Annotated in this window: 13 protein-coding genes; 4 read left to right on the forward strand and 9 right to left on the reverse strand. The window is 71.6% G+C overall.

The window, feature by feature from the left end:
* Positions 1-75 precede the first annotated feature (75 nt).
* Positions 76-795, forward strand: coding sequence for a hypothetical protein (locus FXF65_RS26410; protein WP_148352727.1), 720 nt, complete (start codon positions 76-78; stop codon positions 793-795).
* On the opposite strand, the gene FXF65_RS26415 is transcribed toward FXF65_RS26410, so the two are convergent.
* From FXF65_RS26415 to FXF65_RS26435, 5 genes are all read right to left on the reverse strand, one after another.
* Positions 782-2,443: an ABC transporter family substrate-binding protein gene (locus FXF65_RS26415; RefSeq protein WP_148352728.1), complete on the reverse strand. Its 1,662-nt coding sequence runs from the start codon at positions 2,441-2,443 to the stop codon at positions 782-784. The genes FXF65_RS26410 and FXF65_RS26415 overlap by 14 nt on opposite strands.
* Positions 2,440-4,215: a dipeptide ABC transporter ATP-binding protein gene (locus FXF65_RS26420; protein WP_148352729.1), complete on the reverse strand. Its 1,776-nt coding sequence runs from the start codon at positions 4,213-4,215 to the stop codon at positions 2,440-2,442. Before FXF65_RS26420 ends, FXF65_RS26415 begins: the two co-directional genes overlap by 4 nt.
* Positions 4,212-5,000 carry an ABC transporter permease gene (locus tag FXF65_RS26425; protein WP_148352730.1) on the reverse strand — a complete coding sequence of 263 codons (789 nt, stop codon included), beginning with the start codon at positions 4,998-5,000 and terminating at the stop codon, positions 4,212-4,214. Before FXF65_RS26425 ends, FXF65_RS26420 begins: the two co-directional genes overlap by 4 nt.
* The gene (locus tag FXF65_RS26430) at positions 5,001-5,972 is read right to left on the reverse strand and encodes an ABC transporter permease (RefSeq protein ID WP_148352731.1); all 972 of its coding nucleotides are present in this window, start codon (positions 5,970-5,972) and stop codon (positions 5,001-5,003) included.
* A gap of 92 nt (positions 5,973-6,064) precedes the next feature.
* A complete protein-coding gene (locus FXF65_RS26435) occupies positions 6,065-7,051 on the reverse strand; it encodes a hypothetical protein (protein ID WP_148352732.1) in 987 nt (328 codons plus the stop codon).
* Positions 7,052-7,156: 105 nt separating this feature from the next.
* Between FXF65_RS26435 and FXF65_RS26440 the strand changes: the two genes are divergently transcribed.
* On the forward strand, positions 7,157-7,768 hold the full coding sequence (locus FXF65_RS26440) for a TetR/AcrR family transcriptional regulator (RefSeq protein ID WP_148352733.1): 612 nt from the start codon (positions 7,157-7,159) through the stop codon (positions 7,766-7,768).
* A gap of 532 nt (positions 7,769-8,300) precedes the next feature.
* Positions 8,301-10,262, forward strand: a complete 1,962-nt coding sequence (locus FXF65_RS26445; RefSeq protein ID WP_246199114.1) for a sensor histidine kinase — start codon at positions 8,301-8,303, stop codon at positions 10,260-10,262.
* Between the two features lie 294 nt (positions 10,263-10,556).
* Here FXF65_RS26445 and dapF read toward each other — a convergent pair whose 3' ends face one another.
* Together dapF and miaA are read right to left on the reverse strand one after the other, a co-directional pair.
* Positions 10,557-11,375, reverse strand: coding sequence for a diaminopimelate epimerase (gene dapF / locus FXF65_RS26450; protein WP_148352734.1), 819 nt, complete (start codon positions 11,373-11,375; stop codon positions 10,557-10,559).
* A gap of 10 nt (positions 11,376-11,385) precedes the next feature.
* The gene (miaA, locus tag FXF65_RS26455; protein ID WP_148352996.1) at positions 11,386-12,309 is read right to left on the reverse strand and encodes a tRNA (adenosine(37)-N6)-dimethylallyltransferase MiaA; all 924 of its coding nucleotides are present in this window, start codon (positions 12,307-12,309) and stop codon (positions 11,386-11,388) included.
* Between the two features lie 125 nt (positions 12,310-12,434).
* Between miaA and FXF65_RS26460 the strand changes: the two genes are divergently transcribed.
* Positions 12,435-12,668 carry an antitoxin gene (locus FXF65_RS26460; RefSeq protein ID WP_148352735.1) on the forward strand — a complete coding sequence of 78 codons (234 nt, stop codon included), beginning with the start codon at positions 12,435-12,437 and terminating at the stop codon, positions 12,666-12,668.
* Here the strand turns inward: FXF65_RS26460 and FXF65_RS26465 are convergent.
* Positions 12,659-13,411, reverse strand: a complete 753-nt coding sequence (locus FXF65_RS26465) for a class III extradiol ring-cleavage dioxygenase family protein (RefSeq protein WP_148352736.1) — start codon at positions 13,409-13,411, stop codon at positions 12,659-12,661. The genes FXF65_RS26460 and FXF65_RS26465 overlap by 10 nt on opposite strands.
* Positions 13,412-13,463: 52 nt before the next feature.
* Complete coding sequence (gene miaB, locus FXF65_RS26470; RefSeq protein ID WP_187412516.1) at positions 13,464-15,005, reverse strand: tRNA (N6-isopentenyl adenosine(37)-C2)-methylthiotransferase MiaB; 1,542 nt, start codon at positions 15,003-15,005, stop codon at positions 13,464-13,466.
* Positions 15,006-15,283: the final 278 nt, after the last annotated feature.

The raw sequence follows: 15,283 nt of genomic DNA on the forward strand, positions 1-15,283 counted from the left end.
GGTATCGTGTCCACCTCCTTGAGATGGGACGCGCTTACCGTGCCTGGAGCGGGCCAGAGGGAGCACGCAGAGACCATGTCCAACAGCCATCAGCCCCGTCGGTCGCACCGCCGGAGGAAGAAGAGCAACGCCGGGCGGATCGGCATCGCCGGGGCGCTCACGGGCGCCGTCGGGATCGCCGCCGTCGCCGCCGGGATCGCGGTCCTGCGGCCCGGAGGCGACTCCGCCGCCGACCCGGCCCGTCCGGCCTCCGCCGGGCAGGCCGGCACCGGCGGTCACGGCCCCTCGGCGGCCGCGCCGAAGACCGGCGCGCCGGTCGACTTCATGACGCCGGAGGGCTACGGGTACAGCCTCGCCGCCGTCAAGGCCGGGACCGACAAGCAGCCCCTGGGCGCCACGAAGGCTCCCCCGTCCGGGACGACGTACGCCTACGCCGACTACGTCCTGACCAACAGCCAGCGGCGGCCCGTCCTGCTCGACTACCCCGCCGACCTGTTCCTGCCCAAGGCGCAGGTGCCGGAGGACGCGCGGGAGCGGTGCATGCCGCAGCCCGGCATCCCGGACGACATGTGCACGCTCCCCAACCACAGCGAGATCACCGCCAGGATCGACGGGGCCAAGCCGCCCGCCGACGAGAACGGCAGCACGATGATCCCGGCGGGCGCGTCGTACGTGGTGCGGATCGCCACCGACCTCCCGGTAGACGCGGGCCTGTCGGCCGACGACCTGCGGCTCTACGTGTGGAACGCCCGGTTCACGAGCGACCGCAAGGGCATCCGGCTCACGTTCCCCTAGTGGTGAAACCGATGTCTTGGTAAGCGGGCTGGAAAAAGCCGCAAGCCCCCAGGTTCGCGAGATCCGCCCGGACGGCGACGAGTTGGGGACGCTGATACAGCGGCAACACCGACGCCTGGCTCCAGATAAGCCGGTCGGTCTCGTTCACGAGAACGCGCACCTTCGTGGAGTCGACCTCCGCGACGGCACGGTCGAGGGCCCTGTCGATGGCATCGGTGCCGGTGCGGGAGTAGTTCTGCTGGACGCCTTGACCGCGCGGCCGTGCGAAGACCGATTTCATCGGCGAGACGGGGAAAGCCGAACCCAGCCAGGAGAACGGGACGATGTCGAAGTTCCCGGGTGCGACGTAGCGGTCGAAGGCGTCGTCTGCCGGAACGGGTTCGATGTCCACCCTGATTCCGATTCGTTCGAGCAGCGCGCGGGTCAGCTCCGCTTCGCGTTCGCTGATCGGGACTCCGGACGAGAAGACGAAACGGAGCGCGAGCATCCGTCCGGCCCTGGCGCGGTACTTCCCGTGGGGTCTCCAGCCCGCGTCGTCCAGGAGACGTCGGGCGCGGGCCGGGTCGTACGTGCCGTACTCCGCTGAATTGTCGCGGTAACCGTTCTGGGTGTTGACGTAGAAATGGTTTCCGAGCGTCTGCACGGGGACGCCGAGCCCGGACAGGTCGGCTCTCGCGATGACCCGCCGGTCGATGCCGAGCATGACCGCGCGCCGCACGCGGACGTCGGACAGGACGGGCCCGGCGGCGTTCAACGTGAACTGTCGCCAGTCCGGCCCTCCCGCTCGGCGGACATTCGCCTTGCGCGTGTTCTCAGCGCGTTCCAGGGCGTCGGCGTCGAGACCGACGTCCATCAGGTCGATCTCGTGGTTGGCGAACGCGCCGGGCATCGCGGCGGTGTCCATCGTTCTGTAGACGATGCGGTCGAGTTTGGCGGGTGCGCCCCACCAGGCGGGGTCGCGGACGACGGTGACGGTTTTGGCCGTCTGGTCGATCGCGTTGATTTTGAAAGGGCCTGCGGTGGCGGGGAGACGGTTCGTCCAGGCGGCGTTGAACGCGCGGGGCGTGCCGTAGGCCGTGGACGGGTAGAGCGGGCTGAACAGGCTGCGCCAGTCGGCGTACGTGCTGTCGAAGGTCACCTTGACGACATTTTCGGCATCACCTCGGGCGACTGACTCGATCTGGCGGTAGCCGGTGGTCGTGGAGACCTCGTAACGCGGGTCGCGTCCGGATAACGCGCGGGCTTGAGCCGCGAAATCGTCGTAGCCGATGGGGCGGCCGTCCGACCATCTGGCGCGCGGGTTGAGGCGGTAGGTGACGGTCTGCCCGTCGGCGGTCCGCGCCAGCGTCGCCGACCTGAGGTACTCGGGGACGGCATGCGGCATGCCCTTCTCGTCCGCGCGCATCAGAAAGGGCAACACGCCTTGGACGACATGGTTCACGACGCCCTTCGTGCCGTTGACGTGATGGAAATTCCATTGGGACGGGAACTCCGGCAGCGGCCAGCGCAGCGTGCCTCCATTCGCAAGGCGGGCTCGCGGCACGGGGTTCACGTCGGAGGCGGGGAGGCTTGTGGGCGCGGTCGAGGTATTGCCTGCACTGCAACCCGTCCCGGCCAGGAGCAGAATCGCGCCGAGAGTGCGTTTCATCGCCCGGTCCCTACGCCGACGAGAGGGTGATGGCAGGCGACCATTCGGTCGGTGCCCGGCAGCATGGCGGGGTCGTGTTCTTCGCACAGGCTTCTTTCGGTGGCGGTGAGCATCGCATAACGCGGACAGCGGGAACGGAAACGGCATCCGGCGGGAGACTCCATCAGATCGGGCGGTTCTCCTCGCAGGACGACGCGGTCACGACGCCTTGCGAGAACGGGATCGGGAATCGGGACGGCATCGAGAAGCGCCCGTGTGTAGGGGTGGGCTGGGCTGCCGTACACGTCGTCCACTGGGCCGATTTCGACGATGCGTCCCAAGTGCATGACCGCGACCCGGTGAGCGAGGCGGTGGACGGTCGCCAGGTCGTGCGCGACGAACAGGCATGCCATGTCGAGTCGTTCTTCGACAAGGTTCATGACATCGGCGCGGGATGACGCATCGAGGGCGGCAATGGGTTCGTCCAGGAGCAGGAGGCGTGGCTCCAGAGCGAGCGCCCTGGCGATGCCGACGCGCTGTCTCTCTCCGCCCGAAAGGCTGTGCGGATAACGGCGCTCGTGGCCGGGCTCCAACCCCACCGATTCCAGCAATTCGCTGACGCGCTCCCGCGCCCGCGCCACCGGAGTTCCATGCGTGATCAGCGGCTCAGCGAGGATATCGGCGACGCGCATGCGCGGGTTCAGAGAGGAACGCGAATCCTGGAACACGATCTGCACTGCTTGCCGCAGCGCCCTTCGCCGAGCAGCGTTCAGGCGCGCGGTGTCTTCGCCGAGAACGGAGATCCGCCCCTTCTCCGGGCGCGACAAACGCATGATCTCCATCAGCGCCGTGGTCTTACCGCACCCCGACTCCCCCACCAGCGCGAGCGTCTCGCCTTCCCGGACGTCGAATGCGATGCCGTCCACGGCGCGCACCGTTCCGCCACGGCGCCGAGTTCGGTAATGCTTGACGAGGCCGTCCACTTCCAGCACGACAGAGCCATCGCGGGATTCCCGCACTGACGGCTCATCCAGACGCGGGATCGACCGCAGCAACTCGACCGTGTCCGGGGCGGTCGGGGCGCGGTAGATCTGTTCCACCGGGCCCGACTCCACCATCCGTCCGGCGCGCATGACCATGACGCGATCGGCGAGCCCGGCGACCACGCCCAGGTCGTGGCTGATCAGGACGATCGCGGCTCCCGACGCCTCCTTTACAGCCCGCAGCACGTCCATGACCTGCCCTTGGACGGTCACGTCCAGGGACGCGGTCGGCTCGTCCGCGATGAGGACGGAAGGCTCGTTGGCGATCGCCATCGCGATCAGCACGCGCTGCCGCATTCCGCCCGAAAGCTCATGCGGATAGGCGCCCGCCCTCCGCGAGGCGACGCCGACGAGCCCGAGCAGTTCGGCGGCTCGCGCACGCGCCGCCGCCCGGCCGACCCGCGAATGGACGCGGACGGCCTCCGCGATCTGATCCCCCACCGTGCGGACGGGAGTGAGCGCCGACATCGCGTCCTGGAACACCATCGACATTTCCCTGCCGCGTATCCGGGAGAGCTGAGCGTCCGATCGTCCGAGAAGCTCTCGCGCGCCCAGCCGCACAGATCCGTCCACGCGCGCCTTTTCTGGTAGCAGCCCCATCAGAGCGAGCGCCAGCGTGCTTTTTCCAGAGCCCGACTCACCTACGATTCCGAGCACTTCGTTCGCCTCGACCGAGAGGTCCACGCCCCGCAGAGCGGCAACGTCCCTCGCATACCGGACCGTCAAATCCGTCGCCCGTAACACCGTCACCGCGACTCCGGATCGAAGACGTCGCGCAATCCGTCTCCCACCAGATTCACAGCCAGGACGATGACGACGAGCAGGACGGCGGCGAATCCGAACGGCCAGGGAAAGGCACCGCCAACTCCGCCGCCGTCCGCGATCAGGACGCCCAGCGAAACGTCCGGCGGACGAACTCCCAGCCCCAAATACGAAAGGCCGCTCTCCGCGACGATCGCGATGCCGACGTTCAGGCTCGCGTCCACGGCCAGCAGCGACGCGAGCTGCGGCAACACATGCCGGACGAGCGCACGCGGCGCCCGCACACCAACAAACCGCGCGGCGAGCACATACTCACGCCCGCGCAGCGAAAGCGTCTCGGCACGCACCGCCCGAGCAGTGACCATCCACATGAACGCGGCCAGCGATGGCGCGAGAGCCGCCATTCCGCCACCCGGCCGCACAACGGCGACGACGAGCAGCGGCGGCAGGATCAGCAGCACATCGGTCCCCCACATCAGTCCGCGATCGAGCGCGCCGCCCGCGTATCCGGCGAAGGCCCCGACGACGGCGGCGAGCCCGGTCGAGATCGCGGCGGCGGCGAAGCCGACGACCAGCGATGTCCGCGCACCGCGCAGGGTGAGGGCGAACACATCTCGCCCACTCCGCGTCGTGCCGAGCCAATGTGCAGCGGACGGCCCCTCACGAAAGGCGGAGAAATCGATCTCGTCCCAGCCCCAAGGCGAAACGAACGGCCCGGCGACCACGAGCGCAACCAGTACAACCAGCAGAACCGCTCCGGCGACCGCCCGCATTCACACCGCCGCCCGGACGCGCGGGTCGAGAACGCCGTGCAGCACATCCGAGACGAGCCCGGCCGACGAAACCCCGCACGCCGCGAGGCATCCGATCGCCGCGACGACGTTGACGTCCCCGCGGCCGATCGAGTCGACGAGCCATTCGCCGATCCCGTGCCAGCCGAAGACCTTCTCGGTGAAGACGCCGCCGAGGAGCAGCAGTCCGGATGCGTAGGCGAAATAGGCCGCCATCGGCGCCACGGCGGTGCGCAGACCATGCCTCAGCAGAGCACTCCGCCGCCGCAGCCCTTTGGCCCGCGCCGTCCGGACGAAATCCGCGTGCAGAACGTCCAGCATCAGAGCCCGCTGATACCGGCTGTACAAGGCGAACTGCGTCAGCCCAATGGTGATCGTCGGCAACACCGAATGCTGAACCCGGTCGAAGAACCCGGACTCCCCCGGCGTCGTCTCACCGACCCACTGAAACACCCGCACGCCCATGGCGTCATTCGCCGCGCCCGCCGCGATCTGCAACAACACCGCGAGAACGAACACCGGAACGGCCACCAGCAGATAAGACCCAGAACTGATGAGCCGATCAGCCGCCCGCCCACGTCGCATCGCCGCATAGGCACCCACGAGAACGCCGAGCACGCTCCCCAGCACGGCCCCGACGGTCAGCAGCCGCAGGCTCACCCCGAGCCGCCGCCACAGTTCGCCGCCGACCGGCCGACCGTCCGACGTCCGGCCGAAGTCGCCGTGCAGGATGCCCGCCGCCCACCTCCCATACCGGTCAACCAACGGCGTCCGGTCGTTGAGGTTGAGGGCGGTGAGCCGGGCGTCGACGACCGCGTCCGGCGGACGCGGGACGCGGCCTTCGTACCCGGCGCGCGGGTCGAGGGCCGCGGCGGCGAGCAGGTAGCCGAGGCTCACGGCCAGCGCGCCGAGCGCCAGCCGGTTCGCCAGCCGGCGCAGCAGGAACGCCGCCATGTCTCCCTCTCGGACGTCCGGCAGAATCACAGAATGCTACTGATTGATCACATTCCGCGCGGGGGAAACGTCCGGAGTAGCGGGAGAAAGCGTCAGACGAGCGCGGGCTCCCGGTCGCGCGCGGTCTCGTCCCGGACGCGCCCGCGCAGCCCGCCGACCGTGAGCAGCACGAGCCCCCCGACCGCCCACGCGGCCAGGACGACGAGCGGCCGTCCCGCACCGGCGCCGTCGAAGAACGCCACCGACCGCAGCAGCGTCACCGCCGCCCCGGGCGGCAGGAACTGGCCGATCTCGCCCCATGGCCGCGGCAGCAGCTCGGGCGCCGACGTGGCGCCGGACAGCGGGTTGCCGAGCAGCAGGAACATCAGCCCGCCGAGGCCGATCCCGGCGCGTCCGACGACCGCGGCGAGACCGGCGACGGCGCCGGTCACGGCCAGGATCGCCAGCGCCATCGCCCCGGCCAGCTCGACGTACGGGCCGGGCAGGAGCGACAGCCAGCCCTGCGCGACGCCCGCCGCGCCGAACCCGCCTAGTACGGCGAACGCCACCGCGCCCGGCGCGCGCCACCCCGCCGCCGGGACCGCGAAGGTGAGCAGGACCGCGGCGGCGAGCCCGGACATGATCAGCGGCAGCGCGAGCGCGCCGAGCCCGGCCCCGCGCGGATCGTCCGGGTCGGCGGCGACCACGTCCTGGACGGCCGGCGACGCCGCGTCCGCCGCCCCGCCGCCGAGCCCGCGCGCCAGCGCGTCGAGCTGCTGCGCGACGACCGGCGAGGCGGCCGACGCGGTGAGCACCTTCGGGCCGGACGGCGTCGTGACGATCGCGCCGTAGGCGTCGCGGCCGGTGAGCGCGGCCCGGGCGGCGGCCTCGTCCCGGACGGCGGCGACGTCGAACGCGCCGGGACGTTCCCGCTCCAGCCGCTGCGCGACGGCGGCGGACCCGGGCCCGGTCACGACGATGGGCACGTCGCGCGGCGCCGTCCGCGCCGCGGGCCAGCAGAAGGCGGTGATCATGAGGAGTTGCAGCAGCGCGGCGCCGACGGCCACGCCGAGGGTGCGCCGGGCGAGGGAGGACCGCATCACGGCTCCTAAATAAATCGGATGTCCGTTCTCTTTAATCGCCGCCAGCGTGGCACCGGCCCTTCCGGCTTGTCAAGAAACGAACGTTCGTTTTATATTGTCCGGATGCCGCGAGTCAGCGAGGAGCACCTCGAACGCCGCCGCCGCCAGATCCTGGACGCGGCGCGCGCCTGCTTCGTCCGCAAGGGCATCCACGACACGTCCATGCAGGACATCTTCGCCGAGGCCGGGCTCTCCGCGGGCGCCGTCTACCGCTACTTCAAGAGCAAGAACGAGATCATCGAGGCCAACATCGCGTCGGTCGTCGGCGAACTGCAGGCGTTCTTCCACGAGCTGGTGCGCACCGACCCGCCGCTGCCCATCGACGAGCTGGTCGAGCGGCTCGCGGTCAGGCTCACCGAGCTGTCGGACGAGGGCGGCCCGCTCCGGCTGGCCCCCGAGGCGTGGGCGCTCGCCGTCCACGAGCCGGAGATCGCCCGGTACGTCGCCGAGAACCTCACCCGCATCCGCGAAACGTGGACGTACTACCTCGGCCGCCTGGTCGACGCCGGGCTGCTCCCGCCCGACACCGACGTCGCGGCCGCCGGGAAGGCGCTGTTCGCGATCATGCCCGGGTTCCTGTTGCAGCGGCTCATCGTCAAGGACATCTCGCCCGAGGAACTCCGGCGCGGCATCAAGGCCCTCACCCGCGACAGCATGCTGGCCCCGCTCGCCTAGCCTCATCCGAACCGGGCCGCGCCGCAGAATCCGGGCGCGGACCCCTCAGATGGCATGAATCCGCCCTTTTGGTCGGCGCATGGCGCAGACCCGCCTGCCGCCCCGCCGGGCCCGGCGACCTGACTCAACTGGCCTGACCCGGACGTCCTGACAACCGACCGGCCTGCTCCCGCGTCCGAAAAGTGCCGGTCGCGACGTCCGGATTCGTTCCGCGCCGTCCTCCGGGCCGGCGCCGGCGACGATCCGAACCCGCCCCTGTGAGGTTCAGCGGCGCCGCCCGCGCCGCGCTGCCCCGCCCGGCGGCGACGCGGGAGGGACATGTCCAGAACGTCCGATCGGACGAGCTTGACCTGCGCCTTCCGTTCTCACCGCCGGAATCCGCGGTTACCATCACGGCACGCACCGATGTGCCGTGACGGGCCCAGTCTCGGCCGCACCCCATCCCGGTGTCCTGAGGCGGACGCCCTTAGGGCTGCAGGACAAGGAGCCAGACGCTTTAACATTCCATTACTTTCGGTCCAGGGGAGTGCATGTGGAGACGGCAGAACGCGGTCGCGGCGCGGGCCGCGTCGGGTTCATGCTCGCGCTGGGCGCCGTGCTGCTCGTCGCGACGTCCCTCGCCATCGGCACGGAACTGCCCTCCGACCAGCGGATGGTCTGGTGGCACCCGGAGATCCTCGTAGCCCTGGCCTGGACCCCGGCGGCCGCCGTCCTGCTCCGGCACCGGCCCCGGCTCTCGGTCGGATGGCTCATGCTCGGGGCCGGGTTCAGCGCCTCGGTCTACATCCTGTCGCTCAACCTCGGCCCCTGGTTCGAGCTGCACGACAAGCCCGCCGCCGGGTTCGTGAAATGGCTCGCGACCTGGCTCTGGGCCATTGACACCTACGCCCTGACCCTCGTCCTGCCGCTGATCTTCCCGGACGGACGGCTGGTGTCGCGCTGGTTCCGGCCGGTGCTGCTGCTCGCCTGCCTCGTCCCGGTGATCGTCTGCGTGCACGTGACGCTCGACCCCGGCGTGCGGCGCTGGCACAACGGCGTCTCGGTGTATCCGTTCGGTGAGATCCCCGTGGCCATCAGCGCGATCATCATCGGCACGCTCGCGGCGGGCCTGCTGTCGATGCTGATCCGCTTCGTCGTGGCGCCGCCGGACGTCCGGCGGCAGATCGGCTGGGTGGTCTACCCCGGCCTGCTCGCCGAGGGCATCATCTACGTGGGCGAGAACGGCCCGATCGGCGACCCGATCCGCAACATCACGATCGTCGCCGTGCCGATCTGCATCGCCATCGCCATCACCCGGTACCGGCTCTACGATATCGATCTCGTGGTCAGCCGGACGCTGGTGTACGCGGGCCTCGTCGTCGTGATCACCGGGGTGTACTTCGCGCTGGTCGGCGCCGCCGGACTGATGGCGCACGGCCGCGGCACCCTCGCCGGGCTCGCCGGGGCGATCGTCGCGGGCGCGGTGTTCGAGCCCGTCCGGCGCCGCCTCCAGCGCACCGTGGACGGCTTCATCCACGGCGAGCGCGACCCGTACCGGATCGCCGACCGGCTGAACCGGCGGCTGCAGACCGCCGCCGACCCGGGCGCGGCGCTCGCCGTCGCCGCCGAGGTCGCCCGGTCCGCGCTGCACTCCACCGGCGTCCTGATCGAGGTGCTCGACCGCGACGGCCGGACGATCTCCGCCGAGGACGGCATGCTCGGCGACCGTCCGCAGCTCATCCCGCTGGTGTGGCACGGCGAGCCGGTCGGGCGGCTGCTGTTCGGCGTCACCCGCACCCCGGACGCGCGGCTGTCCGGCATCCTCGCCCGCAACCTCGCCGAGCTGGCGAACGCGGCGCGGCTCGCCGCCGACGTCCAGCGGTCCCGCGAGCACATCCTGCGCACCCGCGAGGAGGAGCGGCGCCGGCTCCGCCGCGACCTGCACGACGGGCTCGGCCCGACGCTCGCCAGCCTCGCGATGACCGTCGACGCCGCCCGGATCACGTTGAAGACCGACCCCGAGGCCGTCGACGCGCTGCTGGAGAGCCTGCGCGCCACCATGGGACGCACCATCGGCGACATCCGCGAGCTCGTGTACGGGCTCCGTCCGCCCGCGCTGGACGACCTCGGGCTGGAGGGCGCCATCCAGGCCCTGGGCGGCGTGGTCGCCACCGGGGACGGTCCCAAGGTCGACGTCCAGGTGGACGGCGATCTGAAGGGCCTGCCCGCCGCCGCCGAGGTCGCCGCCTACCGGATCGTCCAGGAGGCGCTGACCAACGTGCACCGGCACGCCAGGGCGGGATGCGCGGTGGTGCGGCTGCACCTGAACGGCGATCTCGACGTCACGGTCGGGGACGACGGAGTCGGGTTGCCGTCACACGTACGTTCCGGGATCGGCATGTCGTCCATGCGAGAACGGGCGGCCGAACTGGGCGGAACCTGCACCGTGGGGCCCGGACCCGAGGGCGGGACGCTGGTCCGCGCCAGGCTCCCGGTCAACGGGGTCCATCCGTAGCGGCTCAGCAGAGCGCGCCCGGCACCTGAGCGGTGACGTCATCTTGGCGGTTCGCCGGGTCTCGTCCCGGCCCACCCGGTGGGAGGGCCGGTGACCGCCCCCCGCCAAGAAGGTCGCCACCGGCCCTCAGGCTCCGTACGGCACCGAGGCTCCCATCCCGGTCCATACGGGCCATTCACCAGAGGGTGTGCAAGAAAGAAGTTATGCGGCGGAAGGTCCCGTTGGTGAGGGACAATTGTCCCGTTCGAGCCGGGACCTCGTTGGACGGCCCCGATCCGCGCCGCGGAACCGCGCCTAGAGCCATCCCGGCCACGTCTCCCCCTCGGCCACGAGGACCGCCGGGCCGGTCAGGCGGGCCGTCGCCTCGCCGAGCGCGACCGTGACCCGCCCGCCCAGGACGTCCACCGTCCATTCCGAGGGGCCGTCCCCGGCCTGCGCGGCGGCGGTGGCGGCGACCGCGACGGTGCCCGTCCCGCACGAGCGGGTCTCGCCCGAGCCGCGCTCGTAGACGCGCATCTCCAGGTGCCGGTCCCCGACCGGGCGGAAGAACTCGACGTTCACCCCGTCCGGGAAGACGGCGGGATCGAAGCCCGGGGCGCGCGACAGGTCGAGCGCGGCGACCGGGCCGTCCACGCGGCACGCCAGGTGCGGGTTGCCCACGGACACGCGCTCGCCCTGGAACACCGTCCCCGCGAGGGACGCCTCCCCGCCGCCGAGGATCGACGCCGGGCCCATGTCGACGCACACGTCCCCGGACGGCCCGAGCGTGACGCGGCGGAGCCCGGCCCGGGTCGCGACGTCCCACTCGCCGGGCGCGGCGAGGCCCGTCTCGACCAGGTAGCGGGCGAAGACGCGCAGCCCGTTGCCGCACATCTCGGCGATGCCGCCGTCGGCGTTCCGGTAGTCCATGAACCACTCGGCGTCGCCCGTGTCCAGTCCCGCGTCCAGGCCCGCCGCCTTGGCCCGGACGACCCGCAGGACGCCGTCCGCGCCGATCCCCGCCCGCCGGTCGCACAGCCGCGCCACGGCGTCCGCCGTGAGGTCGAGCGCGCCGTCGGGATCGGGCAGGATCACGAAGTCGTTCTCGGTGCCATGCCCCTTGACGAACCGCATGCCTTCGATACTAGGGCCTCGTCCGGAAGCCTCGGCGGGACGCCTCGACGACCAGGGCGAGCGCGCGATCGGCCAGGTCAGGGGCGTCGTACGGGAGCCACTGGACGCGCGGGTCGCGGCGGAACCAGGACTCCTGGCGGCGGGCGAAGCGCCGGGTCGCGCGGATCGTCTCGTCCTTGGCCCGGTCCTCGCTCCACTCCCCCGCGAGGAAGCGGAGCACCTGCGCGTAGCCGAGGGCGCGCCCCGCGGTCAGGCCGTCCCGGAGGCCGTGCTTCTCCAACTCGCGGACCTCGTCGACGAGACCCGCGTCCCACATCCGCTCCACCCGGAGGGCGATGCGCTCGTCCAGCACGTCCCTGGGGACGCCGAGCCCGACCTGCGCCACCGAGTCGTGGCGGTACACGTGCTCGGGCAGGGTCGCGGTGAACGGGCGTCCGGTGATCTCGACGACCTCCAGGGCCCGGACGATCCGCCGCCCGTTGCTCGGCAGGATCGCGTCCGCCGCCGCCGGGTCGAGCCCGCGCAGCCGCTCGTGCAGCGCGCCGGGGCCGATCCGGGCGAGCTCGTCCTCCAGGCGCGCGCGGACGGACGGGTCCGTCCCGGGGAACTCCATCCGGTCGAGCGCGGCCCGCACGTACAGGCCGGACCCGCCGACCAGGATCGGGATCCGTCCCCGCGCCTGGACGTCCGCGATCGCGTCGGCGCTGAGCCGCTGGTACTCGGCGACGCTCGCCGTCCGCGTCACGTCCCAGACGTCGAGCAGGTGGTGCTGGACGCCGCGCATCTCGGCGCGGGTGAGTTTGGCGGTGCCGATGTCCATGCCGCGGTAGAGCTGCATCGAGTCGGCGTTGACGGCCTCCCCGTCCAGCCGCAGCGCCAGCTCCACGGCGAGGTCGGACTTGCCCGCGGCGGTCGCGCCGACCACCGCCGCCACCGGGGACGCGTTCAATGAGGTCACGGGATTGATTGTGGCAACAGAACGGGTATAGCCGGGTTGTACGGGTGTCGCGCGGTTTCGCGCGCCGCCGCCGACGACGAGGGATCCGGGGGGATTTGGGAATGTCCATCGTCGACAAGGTCAAGCAGATGCTCGGGCAGCACTCCGACAAGGCCAAGCACGGCGTTGACAAGGCCGGAGACAAGATCGACGAGCACACCGGCGGCAAGTACGCCGACAAGATCGACAAGGTCCAGGACAAGGCCGGCGACTACATCGACCGCGGCTCCGAGGGCGGCCACGGCGGACCGGGTGGCGGCGACCAGCCCGGCCCGGGGCGGCCCGGTCAGCCCTGACCCCGTAGCGACCCGGCCGCCTCGGACCGGGCCGCAGACCAGGACGCCACGAGGTAGCCGACGCCGTACGGCGCCTCCTCGGCGAGGACGGCGCCCCTGAAGGCCGCCTCGCCGGCCGCGCCCGCGAGCACCTGCCACGCCGCGCGCCCGGCCGCCCGCACCTCCCGGGAGAGCCCCGGGTCCAGGGCGGCCAGGGCGGCGGCGTCGGCCCGTTCCAGGGCACGCGCCACCGCCGCGTCGTAGGGGGCGGCGCGCTTGTCCAGATACCCCGGCGCCTTCTCCGAGCGGCACGCCGAGCCGTCGCCCATGACCAGGAGCGAGACCCGGTCGTACGAAACGGCCAGCTCCCCTCCAAGCTCCAGGCACTCCGCGGTCGGGGCGTCGGACGCGATCGCCTGGTATCGGACCTCTGTCGCCGTTTCGTGGCCTTCCAGGAGCCAGCGGCCGATGGTGAGGGACAGCGGCAGCGGCTCGCCCCGCGGCGCGCCACGGGGGCGCTCCGGGCTCGTCCAGTCGAGGCCGTACGGGCGGAGCGTCGCGTAGGCGCCGGGCCCGTAGCGGCGCGTGTCCGGGCCGCCGCCCACCACGATCAGCGTCCCGCCGCCCGCGGCGAGACCGTGAAGGACGGTCCGGACGGCCTCCGCGCAGGCGGCGCGCACCGCGTCGAGCTCCCCCGCCGCCTCCCCCGCCATCGCGGGGACGAGCAGGGGCGGATGCGGGCACACCGCCGCAGATACGAGCACACTGCCTCCCAGCCGGGCCGTCCACCTGGACCACCCCCGATCATGCCGGAGGTCAGGGCCGGGTGGCGCACCCCGTGGCGGGCGCGTCGGGCGCGGCCGGGCGTCCGATCGACGGCATTCCGAGCGAAACCCCCTGCGGACGGTCACCGCCGCCCTGCCGGGCCTCCCAGGCGTCGCCCGCGCGCGTCCGGCGGACGGCGAGCGCCGGCTTGTCGGCGACGAGGTGGTGCGGCGCGGCGTAGGTGACCTCGACGGTCACCATGTCGCCCGGCCGGACCGGCTCGTCCGGCACCCCGAAGTGCACGAGCCGGTTGTCGCGGGCGCGGCCCGACAGGCGGCGCGTCGCCTCGTCCTTGCGGCCCTCGCCCTCGGCGACCAGGACCTCCAGCGTGCGGCCGAGCTGCTTCTTGTTCTCCTCCCAGGAGACCTCCTCCTGGAGGGCGACGAGCCGCTCGTACCGCTCCTGGACGACCTCCTTCGGCAGTTGCCCGTCCATGGTCGCGGCCGGGGTGCCGGGGCGCTTGGAGTACTGGAACGTGAACGCCGACGAGAACCGCGCCTCCCGGACCACGTGCAGCGTCTGCTCGAAGTCGGCCTCGGTCTCGCCGGGGAAGCCCACGATGATGTCGGTGGTGATCGCGGCGTCCGGGATCGCGTCCCGGACCTTCTCGATGATCCCGAGGTAGCGCTCCTGCCGGTACGAGCGGCGCATCGCGCGCAGCACCGCGTCCGACCCGGACTGGAGCGGCATGTGCAGCGACGGCATCACGTTCGGGGTCTCGGCCATGGCGGCGATGACGTCGTCGGTGAAGTCCTTCGGGTGCGGGGACGTGAACCGCACCCGCTCCAGCCCCTCGACCCCGCCGCACGCCCGCAGCAGCCCGGCGAACGCCGACTGCCCGCCGGACGTCATCGACCGGACCTCGTCGGGCGCGTCCGACAGGGCGCCGAACCCCGAGCCGTAGGCGTTGACGTTCTGCCCCAGCAGCGTGATCTCGAGGACGCCCTCGGCGACGAGCGCCTCAACCTCCGCGAGGACCTCGCCGGGACGGCGGTCGCGCTCCTTCCCGCGCAGCGACGGGACGATGCAGAACGTGCACGTGTTGTTGCACCCGACGGAGATCGACACCCACGCCGCGTACGGGGACTCCCGGCGCGTGGGCAGCGTCGAGGGGAAGGTCACCAGCGACTCTTCGATCTCGACCTGCGCCTCGTCCTGGACGCGGGCGCGCTCCAGCAGGGCGGGCAGCGACCCGATGTTGTGGGTGCCGAACACCACGTCCACCCAGGGGGCGCGCTTGACGATGGTGTCGCGGTCCTTCTGCGCGAGGCAGCCGCCCACGGCGATCTGCATGCCGGGATGGGAGTCCTTGACGGGACGGAGATGCCCCAGGTTCCCGTACAGCCGGTTGTCGGCGTTCTCCCGCACCGCGCAGGTGTTGAACACCACCACGTCGGGTTCGGCGTCCCCGGCGCGCACATACCCGGCCGACTCCAGCAGACCGGACAGCCGCTCGGAATCGTGGACGTTCATCTGGCACCCGTAGGTACGAATCTCGTACGTGCGCGGTGCCGTCTCCATTGGCGCATTCATGACGGTTACCAAGGGTACGGGCCCGGCGCGATATCAACGAATGGGGCGACCCGCGTCACCTGGGCCGTCACCGCGCCGCCCGCCCTTCCGGCGGCGGCACTGATGATCACTCTCCGCCACGGCGGAACCCCGTCCGACATGGGTATTCGTGATCGTATCGGTACCGCGCGGCGACTTTCCCGGCCGCGCCGATGACGTAAAGTCCGAGCGCATGACGGACAGCGAAGGCGGGCCCGACCTGACCAAGGACGGGCCGGAGGACACCGTGCCTGCGCCGG

It is taken from the genome of Actinomadura syzygii, assembly GCF_008085905.1.
Lineage (GTDB): Bacteria > Actinomycetota > Actinomycetes > Streptosporangiales > Streptosporangiaceae > Spirillospora > Spirillospora syzygii.

What these genes read in the sequence shown, in the direction of transcription:
- FXF65_RS26410 (WP_148352727.1), top strand. Translation starts at nt 76, where the DNA reads ATGTCCAACAGCCATCAGCCCCGTCGGTCGCACCGCCGGAGGAAGAAG.
- FXF65_RS26425 (WP_148352730.1), bottom strand. Translation starts at nt 5,000, where the DNA reads ATGCGGGCGGTCGCCGGAGCGGTTCTGCTGGTTGTACTGGTTGCGCTC.
- FXF65_RS26440 (WP_148352733.1), top strand. Translation starts at nt 7,157, where the DNA reads ATGCCGCGAGTCAGCGAGGAGCACCTCGAACGCCGCCGCCGCCAGATC.
- FXF65_RS26460 (WP_148352735.1), top strand. Translation starts at nt 12,435, where the DNA reads ATGTCCATCGTCGACAAGGTCAAGCAGATGCTCGGGCAGCACTCCGAC.
- miaB (WP_187412516.1), bottom strand. Translation starts at nt 15,005, where the DNA reads ATGAATGCGCCAATGGAGACGGCACCGCGCACGTACGAGATTCGTACC.
- FXF65_RS26435 (WP_148352732.1), bottom strand. Translation starts at nt 7,051, where the DNA reads ATGCGGTCCTCCCTCGCCCGGCGCACCCTCGGCGTGGCCGTCGGCGCC.
- FXF65_RS26430 (WP_148352731.1), bottom strand. Translation starts at nt 5,972, where the DNA reads ATGGCGGCGTTCCTGCTGCGCCGGCTGGCGAACCGGCTGGCGCTCGGC.
- FXF65_RS26415 (WP_148352728.1), bottom strand. Translation starts at nt 2,443, where the DNA reads ATGAAACGCACTCTCGGCGCGATTCTGCTCCTGGCCGGGACGGGTTGC.
- dapF (WP_148352734.1), bottom strand. Translation starts at nt 11,375, where the DNA reads ATGCGGTTCGTCAAGGGGCATGGCACCGAGAACGACTTCGTGATCCTG.